Below are 17,658 nucleotides of genomic sequence, written 5' to 3' on the forward strand. Positions count from 1 at the left end.
GAGTAATTTTCATGGCTCGCGGCGTAAACAAGGTCATTTTGATCGGCAATCTCGGCCAGGACCCGGAAGTTCGCTTCACTCCATCTGGCAGCGCGGTATGCAACTTGAACCTCGCTACTACCGATACCTGGAATGATCGTCAGAGCGGTCAGCGTCAGGAACGTACTGAATGGCATCGGGTAGTGATGTTCAACAAGCTGGCAGAGGTTGCTCAGCAGTACGTCAAGAAGGGCTCGCGCCTGTATATCGAAGGTCGTCTGCAGACGCGCAAGTGGCAGGACCAAAACGGTAACGACCGCTACAGCACTGAGATCGTGGCCAACGATATGCAGATGCTCGACACGCGCGGTGAAGGCGGTGGTGGTAACTTTAGTGGTGGTGGGCGCCCGCAGCAGGCACCGCCGCAGCAAGGTGGTAACTTTGGTGGCCAGCAACAAGCAGCGTCACAGCCTGCCGCGGCTCCACAGCAGGGTGGAAACTTCGGTGGTCAGCAGCCTGCTCAACAACAGGGCGGCAATTCTGGTGGTCAGCAATCTGCTCCGCAGCAGGGTAACGGCTTTGGTGGACAGCAATCGTCCAGTCCGGCTCAACCAGCGAGCCAGCAGAACAATAACTTTGGCGCGCCGCCCGCGGGTAGCTTTGATGACTTCGATGATGAGATCCCGTTTTAAGGTACGCTAAATTGTAGGGGGTAGAGGTCACCGCGGCGTGAATTGCTAGATAACTGTGCGACATATCATGGAAAGCCCTCGCTCCGCGGGGGTTTTTTGATTTCAGAAGACGGGATGGCAGCCGATAGACGTGGAGGAGGTTGAGCATGCTGCATGCGGATAGCTCATTCTCAGGTTGAAAGAATCTTTTATCGCATGACATCTGCATCATCGTGACGAGCGTAAAGGGGGGTAGCCAGCAGACTATCACTTGGTATTGATCAATACCGGAAGGCCGTTGAGAGCAGAGCACGGAAAATGTCCGTTCCGACGATGCCTGCGGATAGACTGCTATTTCCATTGATGTATTTGCCCACACTGCTTGTCTACTGTGGCATGCCACTGATGATTGAGGTTATTCATGCATGGCAGTTATTCCCCTCCTCTAGTGATGCTTTCGATTGTAGTGGCTGTGCTTGCATCTCATGCCGCGTTGCAACTCATCCATCAGGTTGCGTTAGCGACATCGCGTACCAGTAATCTCGGCTGGTTGCTGGGAGGGGCGCTTGCGATGGGGCTTGGCATCTGGTCTATGCACTTCATCGGCATGTTGGCATACGAGACAGGTAGGCCGATTTCATACGGGGTAGAGCTAACAGCATTATCGATGCTAATTGCGGTGTTGTCGTCGGGACTGGCGCTGTGGGTCAATACCTTACCGCGCCTGACGCTCCCTCTCTTGGCTGGCAGTGGGCTCGTGATGGGCAGTGGCACCGCGATGATGCACTACACCGGTATGGCGGCGATGCAGATGGATATGACGTATCAGTATGATGCGTTGTTGTTGTCGCTCTCGATTCTAATCGCCATTGGGGCATCGACTGCAGGGTTGTGGGTCGGGGGCGTCTTCCTGCGTCAGCGCCGGCCACGCAGAGCATGTCAGGCGCTTGCAGCGGGACTGATGGGCCTGGGTATTTCCGGGATGCATTATCTCGGTATGGCAGCAATGCAAATGGTGCCTCTTGCGACCCCCCCTCTCTTGGAGCTTGTGCCTGAGGACGGCCAGCATCTCTGGCTGGCGCTTGCCATCGGTATGGCGACGCTATTGGTGCTAGGGCTGACGTTGCTGGCGATTGGAGCTGAGCAGCGTATCCGGCGCAGTCATCACTACCGCTCACGTGTTAACGATTTACTGGTGAATCGTACTCAAGAGCTGCGTCATGAGCGTGATCAGGTCGCGGTAATGTTGGACTCGATTGATGAAGGAGTGATCAGTCTCGATAGCGACGGGCTGATTCGACATATCAACCCGATTGCAGCAGGGCTGTGCGGCTGGAATCCATCACTGGCGAGAAGGCGGCCTTGGGCGCGTATTCTGCAGCTACGCCATGAAGGTACGCTCCAGTCGCTGGATGCTCAGTTTGATGGCGTATTGAGTCATGGCGAGGTAGTGCATATGTCTACTCAGACGCTGCTAGTCGCACGCGATGGGAGTGAATGTGCAGTGGAGCTGAAGGCATCACCTGTGCGCCATCGTAATGGCGATATTGATGGTGCCGTGCTGGTATTTCGCGATATCAGCTACCGTCAGGCCATGATTCGCCGCCTCAACTTCCAGGCGCACCATGACAGCCTGACAGGCTTGCATAATCGCAGCGCCTTCGATGAGGCACTGAATACATCGAATGATGATGGTGAGTGTCATCAGCTTCTATATCTGGATTTGGACTTCTTCAAGGTCGTCAATGACACCTGTGGTCATGCTGCCGGAGACACGGTGCTGCGTGAGATATCCTCTCTGATGCGCTCACATGTACGTGATTCTGATGTGTTGGCGCGCTTGGGAGGAGATGAGTTTGCCATCCTGTTGTATCGCTGCACTCGGGAGCAGGCAATGGAGCGGGCCGACGCATTGTGTGTCGCAGTAGGTCAGTACCGTTATTACGATGAAGGGCGTCCGTTCCAGCTGGGAGTCAGTATCGGTGTGGCGCCAAAAGGGGGAGAGCACCAACCCTCTGATGTCCTGCGTCAAGCCGATGCCGCCTGTTATATAGCCAAGCAGAATGGACGTAATCAGGTGCACGGCTATTTGGACGGTGATGCCAGTCTTGAGCGAGCGCAGCGCGAAGTGCAATGGCTACCGTTGCTGCATGAGGCATTGGAGCATAATCGCTTCACGCTTTATATCCAGCCGATTCGTTCACTGAGTGCGCCGGCCGAACAGCCTTACTATGAGGTACTACTGCGCTATATCAGTGATACGGGCGAGCATCTTGCACCTGCTCATTTCATGGCCACTGCGGAACGTTTTGGCTTAATGTCTGCTATCGATATCTGGGTCGTCACTGAGGCACTTCAGGTGCTGGAGGCAGATGATGGGCGCATTGAGCCGGATGCCATTTTGGCGATCAATCTCTCGGAGCAGAGCCTGGGAGATTTGAAATTACGTGATCAGTTGATTGAGCTGGTGAGCCAGAGTTCGGTTGAGCCTCAGCGGTTGTGTTTTGAGATTACCGAAACGGCAGCCATCAGAGATTTGGCACAGGCCCGTGAATTCATCTATAGCCTTCGCCGCTTGGGGTGTAGCTTCTCGCTGGATGATTTTGGTAGCGGCATGTCTTCCTTTGCCTATCTCAAGGAGCTACCGGTCAATCAGCTCAAGATAGACGGCGCCTTCGTTCGCAACCTCACTCGTGACAGTCTGGATGCCGCCATTGTCTCTGCCATCTGCCAGATCTGTGCTCAGGTGGGCATTATCACGGTGGCAGAATATGTCGAGCATATTGAGCTGCTACCAGCACTTGAAAAGATTGGCGTCGATTTTGTGCAGGGTTATGGCGTAGGTCGCCCCAAGCCACTGGGCTCCCCTCTTTCCTCAGGCACACCACATGACAACGGGCCTGCAGCCAGCTTGCAAGGTTGATAGAATGTGGCCTTTGCATCGACGCCTCTTGCATCGATGCGCCTGTTTGCTGGAGTGTGCCTGTGAAACTCTTGCTGCTTGATGCTGGGCATTGCCTGAGCCTTGGCTTGGCGCGTACGGCCAGTTCGCGCACTGATCTTGAGCTTAATGTCGTCGATGCTGATCGTATTGGCGCAACGGATATTCGTGCTTGTCAGGCGGATGTCGTCATCGTGCCGCCATTTGTCAGCCCGGCTGATGCTGCACCAGCAGATGTCACTGCTCACGCTGAGGCGGTAGAAGCGGTGCTGGCTGCCTGTATCGAGACGGATACTCCGCTGGTGTGGTGCGTGGCTGATCAGATGTTCGAGCAGGGTGGAGAGGGCCTGCTAGATGAAGAGGAAGTTCCTTCGCCTATCGATACTGCTCTGCGACGCGTCATCGCGACGGGGGACCGGATCCGCGCTGAGCTGCCGCATCATCTGATCGTACGCCTTGGTCCACTGTTCGGCCCCGATGGTCGAGATGCTTGGCTGCCGACGTTGATCGAGCGCTTACTGGCAGGAAAAGAAATTCGTGCTGCCGAAGATGTCATACTGTGCCCGACCAGTGTCGATGCAGTGGCGATGGCCTTGATAGGAATGTTGCAGCAGCAACGTTGTGGCGCAGACTCCTGGGGTGCCTATCATCTGGCCGGTACCGAGCCTATCAGCACCTATGCTTTCGTGAGTATCGTGCGCACTCAGCTAGTCACGCGTCTTGAAGGTATTGGCGAAGCGGTTACGCCGGGCTCGCTCAAGGCACTGACGCTGAATTCAGGTACGCCCCTTCGCCGAGTTCTCAACTGCCGACGCGTACTAGAGACTTTTGGTGTCCATCAGAAGCCATGGCGTCTTGAGCTCTCTCGTTTGCTGGATGATTGGATTGCGCAGCGCGCACCGACCGCCCCTATTTCTGACCCTACCTGACATGCGGAGATCAAGCCTGTGAATGCGGTGCGTAGTGTGTTGTTTTACTTTGGTTATTTTATGGCGCTGCTGCTGAGCGCCGTAGTACTGGTACCGCTGGCCGCCTGTTTGCCGCTTCAGGCACGTTATCGTGTATTGCACAGTTACAATCACATTGTGCTGTGGTGGTTTCGTTTGACCTGTGGCGTCACTGTAAACGTCAGCGGCCGTGAACAGGTTCCCGAAGGCGCTTGTGTGCTGCTGGCCAATCATCAAAGCGAGTGGGAAACCATCTATCTTCAGGTCGTAAAGCGTCCGTTGTGTACTGTGCTCAAGCAGGAATTGCTCAAGATTCCTGTCTTTGGATGGGGCTTGAAGCTGCTGGAGCCGATACCGCTGGACCGCACTCAGCCTGCCAAGGCACTCAAGCAGGTGCTGACCGTTGGCACGCAGCGCCTGAAGGATGGCTTCACCGTACTGATCTTCCCTGAGGGAACTCGCATCGCGCCGGGCCACCGTAAGAAGTTCAACAAGTCCGGTGCTGCCATCGCGTGTCGTGCAGGCGTACCGGTCGTGCCAGTTGCCCACAACGCTGGTGAAATCTGGCCCAACGATAGTTGGATCAAACAACCTGGTACGCTCAATGTCGTATTTGGTCCTGCCATCGAAACGACAGGACGTAAGCCGGACGTGGTAGTCGCTGAAGCTGAGGCGTGGGTTGAGGCAACGCTGGCGGAAATCTCTCAGGTACAGCGCCCACCGCTAGAGGCCGAAGCTCCGGCGGATAGTGTCGGTGCCTAGTTTTTGGCGCCATGCCAGCGTCAAGGTAATCCCCGCAGTATGCGCCAACAAAAAGGCCGCCCCGAAGGGCGGCCTTTTTACATCGTACCGGTTACTGCATGACGGCCTTTCGCACTGATCAATCCTGGAAGCGTTCCAGAATCAGGCAGGCATTGGTACCACCGAAGCCGAAGCTATTAGACAGTACACGATCGATCTTCACGCCGTCACGACGAGTCGTGACGATGTCGAGACCAGCAGCACGGTCATCCAGTTCACTGACATTGGCGGAGGCGGCAATGAAGTCGTTCTCCATCATCAGCAGTGAATAGATGGCTTCTTGCACGCCAGTCGCACCCAGCGAGTGGCCAGTCAGCGATTTGGTCGAGCTCATCGCCGGGCTGGCTGCACCGAAGACTTCCTGAATGGCTTTGAGTTCGGCGACATCACCCACTGGCGTCGAGGTGCCGTGAGTATTGATGTAGTCGATCTTTCCATTTACGGTTGCCATCGCCTGACGCATGCAGCGTGCTGCACCTTCGCCGGACGGAGCGACCATATCGTGGCCATCGGAAGTCGCGCCATAGCCAGTCACTTCGGCATAGATCTTGGCGCCGCGTGCCTTGGCATGCTCCAGCTCTTCCAGTACCAACATGCCGCCACCGCCTGCAATGACAAACCCATCGCGGGTCTTGTCGTACGGGCGTGAGGCTGTTTCCGGTACATCGTTGTAGCTGGTGGAGAGGGCTCCCATGGCGTCGAACAGGCAGGACAGGGTCCAGTGCTCTTCTTCACCGCCACCGGCAAACACCACGTCCTGCTTGTTCAGCTGAATCTGTTCAACCGCGCTGCCAATACAGTGAGCCGACGTCGCACAAGCTGAGGAGATCGAATAATTGAGCCCCTTGATCTTGAACGGTGTGGCCAGACAGGCAGAAACGGTGGAACCCATGGTGCGGGTCACACGGTACGGTCCGACACGACGCAGGCCCTTGGCACGCATGATATCTGCAGCCTCGACCTGATTCGCGGAGGAGGCGCCGCCCGAGCCAGCGATGAGGCCGGTACGCTCGTTTGAAACCTGCTCTTCACTGAGGCCAGAATCGGCAATCGCCTGCGCCATGGAGATGTAGGCATAAGCTGCCGCATCACCCATGAAGCGCAGTTGCTTGCGATCGATATGGTCCTCGAGGTTAATGTCGACAACGCCTGCAACTTGGCTACGGAAGCCCAGTTCGGCGTATTCCTCTTTGCGGCGGATACCAGAACGCCCTTCGCGGAGCGAATCCAGGACCTGCTGGCGATCGTTGCCCAGGCAGGAAACAATGCCCAGCCCGGTGACTACCACTCTACGCATGGGAGCCTCCCGTTCAGAAGTTCGCAGTGGAGGTGAACAGACCGACGCGAAGGTCGTTGGCCTGATAGATGTCGCGGCCATCAACAGTCACTGTACCATCAGCAATGCCGAGGATCAGCTTGCGAGTAATGACTCGCTTGATGTTGATGGTATAGGTCACTTTCTTGGCCGTCGGCAAAACCTGGCCAGAGAACTTGACCTCACCGCAGCCCAGTGCGCGGCCGCGTCCCGGATTGCCGAGCCAGCCGAGGTGGAAGCCTACCAGTTGCCACATGGCATCAAGACCCAGGCAGCCAGGCATCACCGGATCACCCGGGAAGTGGCAGTCAAAGAACCACAGGTCCGGGGAGATATCCAGCTCAGCAATCAGCTGGCCTTTGCCGTGGCTACCGCCTTCCTCACTGATGTGAGTGATGCGATCAAGCATCAGCATGTTAGGGGCAGGCAGTTGAGCATTGCCTGGGCCGAAGAGTTCGCCCTGGCCACAGGCCAGCAGCTCGTCGTGAGTAAAGGAGTGTTGCTTGGTCACTGAGTCATTCCGAGTAGCGGGATGGTTATACCGTACGAGGCGCATCGGCGCCCGAATGGGGCTAGTCTAATGGCTGGCCCCCGTGAATGCACGTGGGGGTCAGACTAAAGGGCAGGAGGGCAAGGTGCAAATATGTCCTACAGCTTGGACTGCAGCGGTCGATAGGACGAGGTGTATCACCAGTGTGGCATAACATTCTCATGCAGGTGTCGACAGTTCGAGGAGTCTCGAGTCGAAGGTCGCCAACCCATGACAATGATGTTCCTTTGATATTATCCCTTTGGCCGAGAGTCTCGTATGTGGCCGCAAGCCTCTTTCAACCGGGATTGAGCGCCTTGTTGGCTATGAAGCTGGTCAGCTGTCTCTTGCCGCAGCGTGATAGAGTTGTGAGGCATCAGGCATCAGGCATCAGGCATCAGGCATCAGGCATCAGGCATCAGGCATCAGGCATCAGGCATCAGCTCTGTAAGCGATAAGGGTCTGGCAGTCAGGTCGTTGACCGGCCTGGATGCAGGCGAGTAATGCCTAGGCACAGCCCAGCCCAGATCAGTGCCTGCACCGGTAGCAGCCAATCTGCAAGCCCGATGCCCGCGAGCTGCGCGCCACCGTAGTAGGAGAGTGGAGCACTGACGGCTCCGCCTACTGCTGCCAGCCATGGACGCTGCCATAGCCAGGAGAGCGCGTGATGAATGGTGCTAGCGAACAGTGGCCATAACCACCACATCCAGACGGGCAGCGGTAGCCAGGTAGTAATGCCATCAGAGGCCTGTGCTGGCAGTGTATATCCGCCTGCCAATGACAGGCTGCCATCAACCACCATTCCCAGTGCTGTAAAGCCGATCAGCCAGCGTAATTCCCGCATACGCTGATGAGCAGGAACCACTATTGTCAGATGAAGTACCAATATCAACGGCGCTACCAGTGTGGCGATTAGCGGCCCTCCCATGACACAACTGAACCAACCGAGCTGAAACAGCCCGGCATTGAGTAGTGCGCGTGCCTGAGGTGCCAGCATGCTCAGGCGTTCCAATCTGTCAGGCCGACCTGGGCTGGACGTGCGCCAGGCCCGCCCATCAATAACTGACAAGTACCGATGGTGCGCTCACGGAACCCCCCTTCGCAGTAAGCCAGATAGTAGCGCCACATGCGGACAAAGCGCTCGTCATAACCCTGCGCGTAAACCTCTCCCAATCGTGACTCAAAGCGCTCCCCCCATGCCTTCAGAGTGGCCGCATAGTGCAACCCGATATCTTCGAGCTGCAGCAGGTTGAGCTGAGTGTCGCGCTGCATGGCGGTCAGAATGGCACCATGTGAGGGCAAGAAGCCGCCGGGGAAGATGTAGCGCTTGATGAAGTCCATCTCGCGGCGCGCGGCCGCAAAACGCTGGTCACGGATCGTGATGGCCTGCAGAGCGATCAAGCCATCATGTGTCAGCAGGCGCTCGAGCGTCTTCAGGTAGGTAGGCAGGTACTGGTGGCCCACGGCTTCGATCATCTCCACCGAGACGATGCGGTCGAAGCGACCTTCCAGTGCTCGATAATCCTGCTTGAGCAGAGTGATGCGATCTCCAAGCCCTTCCTCGGCAATTCTCTTCGCCGTGTAGGCATGCTGTTCATCGGAGATCGTGGTGGTAGTGACACGACAGCCACGCGTCTTGGCGGCGTGCAGGGCAAGTCCGCCCCAGCCTGTCCCGATCTCCAGCAGGTGATGATCTGGCCCCAGCTCTAGCATGTCGAACAGCCGCTCCAGTTTGTGAGCCGACGCCTCCTCCAGGCTGGCCTCTGGGTGAGGGAATACAGCAGAGGAATACATGCGATGTTCATTATCGAGAAACAGCGTGAACAGGTTGTTGCCGAGATCGTAATGGGCCGAGATGTTGCGCTTCGAGCCCTGCAATGTATTGCGCGCCAACGCATAAGCCACACTGAGTGCCCACTTGGAGAAGCGTGAGGTACCGCTATCCACGGAGCTATTGACCTGCTCCAGGTTGAAGGCGAACAGACGGATAAGACCGACGAGATCATCCGCTTCCCATTGGCCGTCCATGTAGGCTTCTGCGGCAGCAACGGTGCCCCCCAATGCCATGCGCCGCCAGGCGCGCGAGTCGTTGATGCGCAGCGTGACATTGCGCGGCCCACCCTTGCCCAGCATTTGGCATTCATGGCCTTCCAGTACGGTCAAGGTGCCACCCTCCAGCGAATCCAGCATGCGTAACAGGCGTGGACGCAGCAGACGAGTCAGACGGTCCGTCGAAAGACGGGTCGTCGAAGGACGGGGCGGTACGGATTCGAAATGACTCATGATGATGGGTTCCTCATGACAGGTACTGAGACTATGACTGGGTGCGTGGGCGATCGAATATCGGGACACGCTTGATCGCCAGACGTAGCGCTTCGAAATGAATGCCTGCTACGGTCTTGAGCGTCATCCAGGGGAAGCGCAGTAACAGTCGGGTCAGGGCGCGAGGGGTTGCCGGCTCGAGCGCCAGGCTCAGGCTTGCATCGAAGACGACCTGTTTGGGAATACGCCTCGTGTCATCGGTGAGTGGGTGGTTTTCCATGTGTAGCAACAACTGACCATCGGAAGGATCATTGAAGCGCCAGTGATAGCGCATGCCCATCGGCATGAAGGGCGACACATGCATGCGCTTGTCGAAGCATGCTGCCTGAACACGGCGCTGCGTATCAGTACGCCAGGCGTATAGCACTCGCTCGCCCCACGGAATACTGGTGACTTCGCCGAGTACGGCACCTAGCTGACCTTCTTGGGTATAGAGGTAGTAGAGCCGAATCGGATTAAAGCCAACGCCGAAATGTCGTAGCTGTGTGAGCAGAAAGATACGTCCTGTGGGCAGTAGGGCGTCATCGCCCGCGCGTGTCAGTTCACGAGCGCAAGCTTCGCGGACTCGCTCCTCGAGAGAGCCGGCAGATAGGCCATGGATACTTGCCGGCAGATGATCACGCTCGCGGAAGGCCAGCGGCGCAGCGTGACTGGCGCTAATGAATCGTTGGCCATTCATCAGCATTGGCATCTCATCCAGTGCTAGCCAAGCCATGGCCACGCGATAGCGAAAGGCATGCTCACGGGGCGAGTGGCGTCGATGGCGCAACGTGCCGTAGCCGATGCAGCTGGCGGGTGTCATCAGTCGTCTGCCTCGCTGGCGCCTAGAGCTTCTGCGACCCGCAGGGCACTCCATACACCGTCTTCATGGAAGCCGTTACGCCACCAAGCGCCACAGAAATGCGTACGCCCCACTGGACCTCCTACATAGCCTTCGACCGCCGAAATCTCGGCAAAACGTGCCTTGGCCGCTTCTGCGTGTAGCGTGAAACGGGGGTGGTCATAGGCATAACGCCCAAGCACCTTGTCTGGATCAATGGCGTCGCTATCGTTGAGCGTCACGCAGAAGGTATCGCGTGGTGGATGCTCGGCATCGTCGAGGCACTGCAGGATATTCATGTCATAGGTGACGCTGACACGCTGTGCATCTTCTCTGCCATCGAGGCGATAGTTCCAGCTCGCCCAGGCAGCTCGTCTTTTGGGCAGGAGGGAGGTGTCAGTATGCATGACCACTTCATTGCGCTGGGTCGTGATGGCCGAAAGGACCTCGCGTTCGACATCGCTGGCATCGCCCAGCAGCGCGAGAGCCTGTGGTGCATGGCAAGCCAGCACGACTTGATCGAAGCGTTCGCTGCGACCATCGGAGTGCTCCAGCGTCACGCCGTCTGTATCCCGAGTGATACGGCGCAGTTCGCAGCCGAGATGGATGCGTTCGGCATAGGGCTCGGTCAGCCGGGGAATGTAGGCGCGTGATCCTCCTTCCAACGTAAACCACTGAGGGCGGTCATTGACTGACAGCAGGCCATGGTTACGGAAGAAGCGCACAAAAAAGATCAGCGGGAAGCCTGCGATGTCCTCAATGCTGGCGGACCAGATGGCAGCACCCATCGGCAGTAGATAGTAGTCGCGGAATACCTGTGAGTAGCGCTTGGTATCAAGATACTCACCCAGCGTCGCGCCTTCGGTCAGTACGCCATTGTCGAGGTCAGCGGCGGCTTGAGTGTTGAAGCGCATGATGTCGCGCAAGAGGCGGTAGAAGCGGGGGCGCAGCACATTGCGCTTCTGGGCGAACAGCGACAGCAGAGTGTGGCCGTTGTACTCGAAGTCCTGAGTGGTCGAGTGCACCGAGAAGCTCATCTCAGTCGGCTGATACGCTACTCCGAGCTGCGCTAGCAGGCGCTGGAAATGAGGGTAGGTACGATCATTGAAGACAATGAAGCCGGTATCGATTGCCCATTCGCGTCCATCAGGAGTTTCCACGTCCATGGTGGCGGTATGGCCCCCCAGCCGCTCCGCAGATTCGAAGACATGCACCTCATGATGACGGGCGAGGTAGTAGGCCGCCGCCATACCACTGATACCACTGCCAATTACGGCAATGCGTTGGCGAGGCAAGCCTGCCGATGAACGCGAAGAGGATGTATTCATGCCACTCCTGATATGAATAAAAGTATGTCCACAAAGGCGACTGACAAGTACTGGGTAGCAATATCTTGATTGGCAGAGAATGCCTTGGGTCAACTACGTGTCATGCGTAGCCCAATACGCCGCCGTAATGGCTGCGGCAGAATGCCTAACAGCTTGACCAGCAGAGTGAAGCGCTTAGGAAAATGTATATCGAGTCGATGCTTGGCAAGTCCCTTGAGAATGGCCTCCACGGCTTGCCCGGTGGTCACTTGCACCGGCATCGGAAAGTCATTGCGTTCCGTCAGCGGCGTTTTCACAAATCCCGGATGAATGATGCTCACATCGATGTTTTGTGCATCCAGGTCCAATCGCAGTGACTCAAGGAAGTAGCTGAGTGCCGCCTTTGACGCGCCGTAAGCTTCGGCGCGTGGCAGCGGTAAATAAGCAGATGCACTGGAGACGGCTGCCAGTTGTGGGCGTTCACCGCCCTCGGCGACTGCTACGCGCAATAGCGGTAGCGCGCTTTCGATGACATCAATGGCAGCGTGAAAGTTTGTCGCAAATACCCGCTGCACGAGGTTTGCCTCAAAATCACGGGCATCGAGATATTCACAGGTGCCGGCATTGAGCAGCAGCATGTCCAGGCCGCCGAAACTTTCCTCTATCTTCACTGCAGCCTGACAGATGGCGTCGCGATCAGTGAGGTCTAGTGTCACCACCAGTGCCTCGCCCGGTCCATTGGCAGCTGCCTGGGCGAGCGCTTCCAGCTTGTCGGTCGAGCGCGCACTGATGGCGACTCGATGGCCGTCGGCCAGCAGTCGTCGCGCCAAGCCTTCTCCGATGCCGGAACTGGCACCTGTCAGCCAGATACGTTTGCGTGCGGCTGGTTGGGGGGGCGTACCATGACTGGTCATTCAATCTCCTTGGATGACATCCTGCTGGGAGTAACGTCTGTTATGCATATTCAGATGCCACTGCCATCTTCCATTGCACTATCTACTGCTTGCTGAACTGCCGGCTGCACTTTCTGTTGCACTCACCCTAGCCGGCGCTTGAGTAGGCCAATCACGTTACGCAGGACAGGCAGTTGCTCGTAAAGCAGCTCGCCAGCATCAAAGAAATCGCGATGATGAATGACGTGCCCCTCATGAAACTCGAGCCGTGATGCCCCTTCTACTGTTATGTCCAGCCCGCGATTCAGACGCGGGTGGCGGTAGGTCATGGTCCAGCTCAGCCACGCTAGCCCCGACTCATGACCTTCGTCCCCACTGTTTAACGGCCCGAGCGGCTGATGAAAGGCAAACTCGATCGAGTCGACATTGGCATAAAGTTCGGCGAAGTAAGCGTTGAGGGCACGAATGCCCTGCACTTCATGTAGTGGATCACGGAAGGTTATATCAGTGGCATAGACTGATTTCAGCAGTTCTGTAGAGGTCTTGTCCAGCTTTTCGTAAAGTCGGCAGACGCGTATCAATGCCGGACTCATGTCTTGGGGGAGTGCCTGCATGACAATGATCCTGGGTAGGAGGTGAGAGAGTGCGAGTGATTCTGCTCTTCCGATAATCACGCAAATCGCAAGATCAATTGCCTTTTGACAGTGCTTTGAAGGCATCTAGTGCACGCAGGCGAGCCGCCTTGTGATCGACGATCGGGCGCGGATAGCCGCACGCGTGACGATCTTCATCACTGGGTTGATGACGGCGCTTGGCGGGCAGGCTGGATAATTCTGGTACAAGACTGGCGATGAACTCAGCGTCCTTGTCGAAGCGCTCGCCCTGCGTCGTCGGATTGAAAATTCGGAAATAGGGCGCCGCATCGGTGCCGGTAGAAGCCGCCCACTGCCAACCACCATTGTTGGCGCCGAGCTCACCATCAACGAGATGTTCCATGAAGAAGGCTTCACCGCGTCGCCAGTCGATCAGCAGATGCTTGGTCAGGAACATCGCCGTTACCATGCGCAAGCGATTGTGCATCCAGCCTGTGCTGGTCAGTTGGCGCATGGCGGCATCGACGAGTGGATAACCGGTACGGCCCTCGCACCAGGCGTCGAAGCCTGCATCATCATCACGCCAGGCAAGTGCTTCGGTATGGCGCTGGAAGGGTCGGTGGCGATTGACGCGCGGGAAGCCGATGAGGATGTGCTGATAGAACTCACGCCAGATCAATTCATTGACCCAGGCCGTCAGGCCGACATCGCCATCGGACAGGCTGCCGTTTTCTGCCAGTACCGCTGCGTAACACTGGCGCGCCGAAATCATGCCTAGCGCCAGATAAGCGGATAGCTCACTGGTGCCGCGCGTAGCCGGTAGATCGCGTTGTTCATGGTAACGACGAGCCCGGAAGGTCATGAAGCGTTCGAGGCGCTCCTGGGCCGCGTCTTCGCCTGCGGGCCACAGGCTGGCATCCACTGGCACGGGAAGATCGTGTGGCAGGGAAGGAATCGCATCGCCCTGGATGGCCTGGCCGTGTGGATCGAGCGGAGTCGCTTGTACCCCGGGAGCAGGAGCCAGCTTGAGTCGACGCGCCTCGAGGTCTTTATGCCAGCGTTTGGAAAACGGCGTGAAGACACCGTAGTAGTCGCCTTTTCCGGTCAGCAATTCGCCCGGTGCGAAGGCGATCATGTCGGTGTAGTGATGCAGGCGAATATCCAGATCAGCGAGACGCCGGCGGACGGCCGCGTCGCGTATCTGCTCATTGATGGCGTACTCATCATTGAAGTGCAGCGCCGCAACGTTCAGTGATGCGCAGAGCGCTGCCAGTACCTCGGGAATCTCTGCAAAGGTGTCGCAGTCGATTACCTTGAGAGGTATGTGGTAGCCAGCGAGCGCCTGCTGCAGCACGTGTAAGCCACGGCGCAGAAAGTCGAGCTTGTTGGCACCGTGACCATGCTGTCGCCATTGCGGATAACAGGGCGTGACCACCACTACCACCGGGCCACGCTCCGCGGCGGCCGCAAGCGCGGTGTTGTCATGTACGCGTAGGTCGCTGCGCAGCCAGACCAGCTGCAGGGATACCTCCGCAGATGCGGAGGAGTCGGGAGAGGTAGAGGAAGTGGGCATGCAAACTCCTTGGCGATGATGACGTAAGTCTCGCGCAGGAGTGTTGAGCTCAGCGGGCTATCAGCGACCTTAAGCGAGCAACCGCCTGAATGGGGTCGGCGCCTAGGCCTTCAACAGGCCCACCCACCAGCTCCTGCTGACGAATTTGGGCTGCCGGGCCGGTGATGGCCAACGGCACTGACAACTGTTCTGCCACGCGCGGTAGCTGGCGGCGCATGACATCGGTACGTTCTGCCTGAGTGCCGACCAGAATCACGGCCTGTGCTTGAAGGCGTTCAGCCGCCAGTGGCAGCTCGGCCAGCGGCAACGGACCATCCAGCAGACTGACGTGATAGCCGGCGTCGCTGGCGACCAGTGCAAACAGTAACAACCAGCACAGTCCCGGCTCGTCGGGCAGACGTGTCACCGTGATATGTGGGGCGTGGCGTTCCTGATTGGCAAAGACCAAGCGGGCACCGACGCGCGAGCGCAAGAAGCTCTCGAAAAAGCACTGGGACAGGCGTACACCAAAGGTGGCGTTGCCACGTTCTTCCAGCTGCTCGACCAGTGGCCGCCACAGACGCTCAACCACACTACTGACCGGATACAGCGCGAGGCTCTGGTTATAGAGCTCTGCCAGCCGCGTCTCGTCCAGTGCGTCAATCGCAGCCATCGCCAGCTGCTGTTGGCCGCTCCAGCTGCCTTCATCAGGCATCGGAGCCGCTTCCGGTTGTGGCTGGTCGAGTAGTTCGCGCACCTGACTGACTGGCACACCGCGGTTGAGCCACTGCAGAATATGCTCAATGCGCTCGATATCCTCACGGGCATATAGACGATGCCCCTTGGGAGTGCGACGCGGTTCGATCAGCCCGTAACGACGCTCCCAAGCTCTCAGCGTGACCGAGTTGACGCCGGTCAGGCGTGAGACTTCGCGGATCGGAAAGAGCGGAGAGCTGGCAATTTCCGTGGCCTTGTCAGTCATGAATGGTGTTACCTCTTGCGGTGACGAGGCATCCCGGATGAAGCACAGGTCAGGGCGACACAGAGTAAAAAAGTGGCGCGCTCACAGAGCTGCGGGATACCGGCAATGCATCTTGTGCACTAGCTGTACATGTGGGCATCAGGATGGCGCAGCAGCCTGACCCTGACAAGTGGCATATACCGTCAAACTGCGTCGCATCGTCAACACGCATGCTCAGGTAGCGCACCGCACCGCTGGTGGTGGCCGTCACGCCGTCACTTTTCGTGCAATATCTTAGTGGTCCTGTTGTTCCACAATCTGAATCAAGGCCTCGACAAAGGCAGGGTGTGCGCCGACAGGGTCCAGCAGCGTGATGGGGCATTCCGGGTGTTCGCGCTGAGAAACCTCGAGCATTGTCGGTACGTCTTCACGTAGATGCCGACCCGCCGCAAAGAACAATGGCAGGATGTCGATACGTGTCGCGCCGTGGGCTGCCAGTGCATCGATAGTATCTGTCAGCAGCGGATCACATAGCTCCATGTAAGCCAGGCGTGTCGGACGCTTCAGTCGTGTTGCCAGTGCGGTCTCGAGCGCCTCAAACGGCTCGCGCCAGCGTGGGTCTCGTGAGCCGTGGGCCAGCAGGATCAGGGCGTCGCTGCTATCGGGAGTGGTGGTCATGCAAGCTTCCTCGTGAATAGGGCATCGGATGCAGCGTATCAGTTACCGGTGTGCTGCTGGCCAGCGGCATTCGCTGGCGGCTCTTTCCGCTACTTTCTTGGCTCAGCCATCAGCTGCTCGGCGGCTTCACGTCCGGATAGCCAGGCATCTTCGACACGGGGGCCACGCAGACAATCACCGGCAAGTATCAAGCCGTGCTGGCTAGCGGTGTGTTCGAATGCAGTCTGTGGCGCGCATTGGGTCGGATGAGCATAGCGCCAGCGATGCGCCGTCAATGTGATCCTGCCCTCATGCCAGTTCTTCGGTAGCGTGGCGATCTCAGGAAGCGCCTCAAAGGCTTGCCAGAGAGCGGCAGTGACCTGCTCGGGACTGTCTTCAAGATGCGCTTTACTCCAGCCTGCAGTCGCCAGAATACTCAGGATTTCCTGAGCGGGTGTGCGAGTCTGGTCGTCTTGGGCATTGCGCAGCGCAGCGCGTCCCGGGCGCGAGTGCTGACGCATCACGCAGCGCAGTGGCACGTCATTGCCACGACTCACCAATAACCCCTGCCAGTCCTGCTGGCCACCCAGTGCGGGCAACGTTGTATCGAGCGCTGCCATTACTGTCCAGGTGGGCGCCATCTCTACCTTTGCCAGTACTGCGCTGAGGCGAGGTGCCAAGGAGTCCACTGAGCGCGCCACCCCATTTTCGTCAGTCCCTGCCGTGGCGAGTAGCGCGCTGGCTTGGGGGGCTGGTGCCGTGATCATGACGCGATGAAAGGGACCATGCAGCTCACCCTCGACAGTCTCCAACTGCCAACGACCCTCTTCGGTCGGTATCAGCCGCGTGACGCGTGCATTGGCGTGAAACTGCACACTGGATGGCAGCCGCTCGCTCAGATACCGGCTCAGCGCGCTCATGCGTGGGCTGGCCACGAAGCGTGGTGGCTGCTGGTCCTGCAAGGGCTGCCATCCTTCGTCACCAAGCCCTAGTAGCCGCTCGCCCCACGGCGCGACAATGCCAGCCGCTTGCCAGTCGTTGAGCGCTGCAATGAAGCGTGGATCATGTGCCGTGAAGTATTGGGCTCCGATATCAATGGGTCCATCCGGTGTGCGGCGACTCGCGAGACGTCCACCAGGGCCACGTGCCTTCTCAAAGAGGGTGACCGCATGGCCGGCGGCGGCCAGATGAGCGGCAGCAGACAAGCCGGCGATACCGGCACCGATGATGGCGATGGACGATACTGACATCGAGCGACCTCTGTGAACGGCGGCATATACGTGCCGGATAAAGATGTGCTGCGCTGAAGTTAACTTCTTGGCACTCAATTGTACAATAAAGGTATAGTTTTGGTAGGAGAATTGAGAGGT

16 protein-coding genes are annotated in these 17,658 nt (G+C 57.9%); 4 read left to right on the forward strand and 12 right to left on the reverse strand.

Annotation, left to right across the window (positions count from 1 at the left end; genetic code table 11):
• Positions 1-11: 11 nt before the first annotated feature.
• The 4 genes from CFN46_RS16265 (at position 12) to CFN46_RS16280 (ending at position 5,300) form a co-directional block, all read left to right on the forward strand.
• Positions 12-671, forward strand: coding sequence for a single-stranded DNA-binding protein (locus CFN46_RS16265; protein ID WP_024950678.1), 660 nt, complete (start codon positions 12-14; stop codon positions 669-671).
• A gap of 400 nt (positions 672-1,071) precedes the next feature.
• On the forward strand, positions 1,072-3,573 hold the full coding sequence (locus CFN46_RS16270; RefSeq protein WP_088744159.1) for a bifunctional diguanylate cyclase/phosphodiesterase: 2,502 nt from the start codon (positions 1,072-1,074) through the stop codon (positions 3,571-3,573).
• Between the two features lie 62 nt (positions 3,574-3,635).
• Positions 3,636-4,520 carry a sugar nucleotide-binding protein gene (locus tag CFN46_RS16275; protein WP_024952756.1) on the forward strand — a complete coding sequence of 295 codons (885 nt, stop codon included), beginning with the start codon at positions 3,636-3,638 and terminating at the stop codon, positions 4,518-4,520.
• A 60-nt stretch (positions 4,521-4,580) separates the two neighbouring features.
• Positions 4,581-5,300, forward strand: a complete 720-nt coding sequence (locus CFN46_RS16280) for a 1-acyl-sn-glycerol-3-phosphate acyltransferase (protein WP_051511012.1) — start codon at positions 4,581-4,583, stop codon at positions 5,298-5,300.
• Positions 5,301-5,418: 118 nt separating this feature from the next.
• Here the strand turns inward: CFN46_RS16280 and fabB are convergent, their stop codons facing one another.
• The 12 genes from fabB to CFN46_RS16340 all read right to left on the reverse strand — a co-directional run bounded on the left by fabB (position 5,419) and on the right by CFN46_RS16340 (position 17,538).
• Positions 5,419-6,636 carry a beta-ketoacyl-ACP synthase I gene (gene fabB, locus CFN46_RS16285; RefSeq protein WP_088744160.1) on the reverse strand — a complete coding sequence of 406 codons (1,218 nt, stop codon included), beginning with the start codon at positions 6,634-6,636 and terminating at the stop codon, positions 5,419-5,421.
• 13 nt (positions 6,637-6,649) lie between these two features.
• Positions 6,650-7,165: a 3-hydroxyacyl-[acyl-carrier-protein] dehydratase FabA gene (gene fabA, locus CFN46_RS16290; RefSeq protein ID WP_024952758.1), complete on the reverse strand. Its 516-nt coding sequence runs from the start codon at positions 7,163-7,165 to the stop codon at positions 6,650-6,652.
• A gap of 487 nt (positions 7,166-7,652) precedes the next feature.
• Positions 7,653-8,180, reverse strand: coding sequence for a DUF2878 domain-containing protein (locus CFN46_RS16295; RefSeq protein WP_024952759.1), 528 nt, complete (start codon positions 8,178-8,180; stop codon positions 7,653-7,655).
• Positions 8,181-8,182: 2 nt separating this feature from the next.
• Entirely contained in the window at positions 8,183-9,466 is a 1,284-nt protein-coding gene (locus CFN46_RS16300; protein ID WP_088744161.1) for a cyclopropane-fatty-acyl-phospholipid synthase family protein, read from the reverse strand.
• Positions 9,467-9,497: 31 nt separating this feature from the next.
• Positions 9,498-10,307 (reverse strand): DUF1365 domain-containing protein, encoded by an 810-nt coding sequence (locus CFN46_RS16305; RefSeq protein WP_035160193.1) that lies wholly within the window; start codon positions 10,305-10,307, stop codon positions 9,498-9,500.
• Positions 10,307-11,653, reverse strand: coding sequence for an NAD(P)/FAD-dependent oxidoreductase (locus tag CFN46_RS16310; RefSeq protein WP_088744162.1), 1,347 nt, complete (start codon positions 11,651-11,653; stop codon positions 10,307-10,309). Before CFN46_RS16310 ends, CFN46_RS16305 begins: the two co-directional genes overlap by 1 nt.
• A gap of 89 nt (positions 11,654-11,742) precedes the next feature.
• Positions 11,743-12,546, reverse strand: coding sequence for an SDR family oxidoreductase (locus tag CFN46_RS16315; RefSeq protein ID WP_088744163.1), 804 nt, complete (start codon positions 12,544-12,546; stop codon positions 11,743-11,745).
• A gap of 122 nt (positions 12,547-12,668) precedes the next feature.
• Positions 12,669-13,139, reverse strand: coding sequence for a nuclear transport factor 2 family protein (locus tag CFN46_RS16320; RefSeq protein WP_246116616.1), 471 nt, complete (start codon positions 13,137-13,139; stop codon positions 12,669-12,671).
• Between the two features lie 73 nt (positions 13,140-13,212).
• A complete protein-coding gene (phrB, locus tag CFN46_RS16325) occupies positions 13,213-14,691 on the reverse strand; it encodes a deoxyribodipyrimidine photo-lyase (RefSeq protein WP_088744164.1) in 1,479 nt (492 codons plus the stop codon).
• A 49-nt stretch (positions 14,692-14,740) separates the two neighbouring features.
• A complete protein-coding gene (locus tag CFN46_RS16330; RefSeq protein WP_024952763.1) occupies positions 14,741-15,652 on the reverse strand; it encodes a MerR family transcriptional regulator in 912 nt (303 codons plus the stop codon).
• A gap of 273 nt (positions 15,653-15,925) precedes the next feature.
• Positions 15,926-16,309, reverse strand: a complete 384-nt coding sequence (locus tag CFN46_RS16335; RefSeq protein ID WP_024952764.1) for a sirohydrochlorin chelatase — start codon at positions 16,307-16,309, stop codon at positions 15,926-15,928.
• An 89-nt stretch (positions 16,310-16,398) separates the two neighbouring features.
• Entirely contained in the window at positions 16,399-17,538 is a 1,140-nt protein-coding gene (locus CFN46_RS16340; RefSeq protein ID WP_088744165.1) for an NAD(P)/FAD-dependent oxidoreductase, read from the reverse strand.
• Positions 17,539-17,658 lie beyond the last annotated feature (120 nt).

The organism is Cobetia sp. QF-1, assembly GCF_002213105.1.
Taxonomy (GTDB): Bacteria; Pseudomonadota; Gammaproteobacteria; order Pseudomonadales; family Halomonadaceae; genus Cobetia; species Cobetia crustatorum.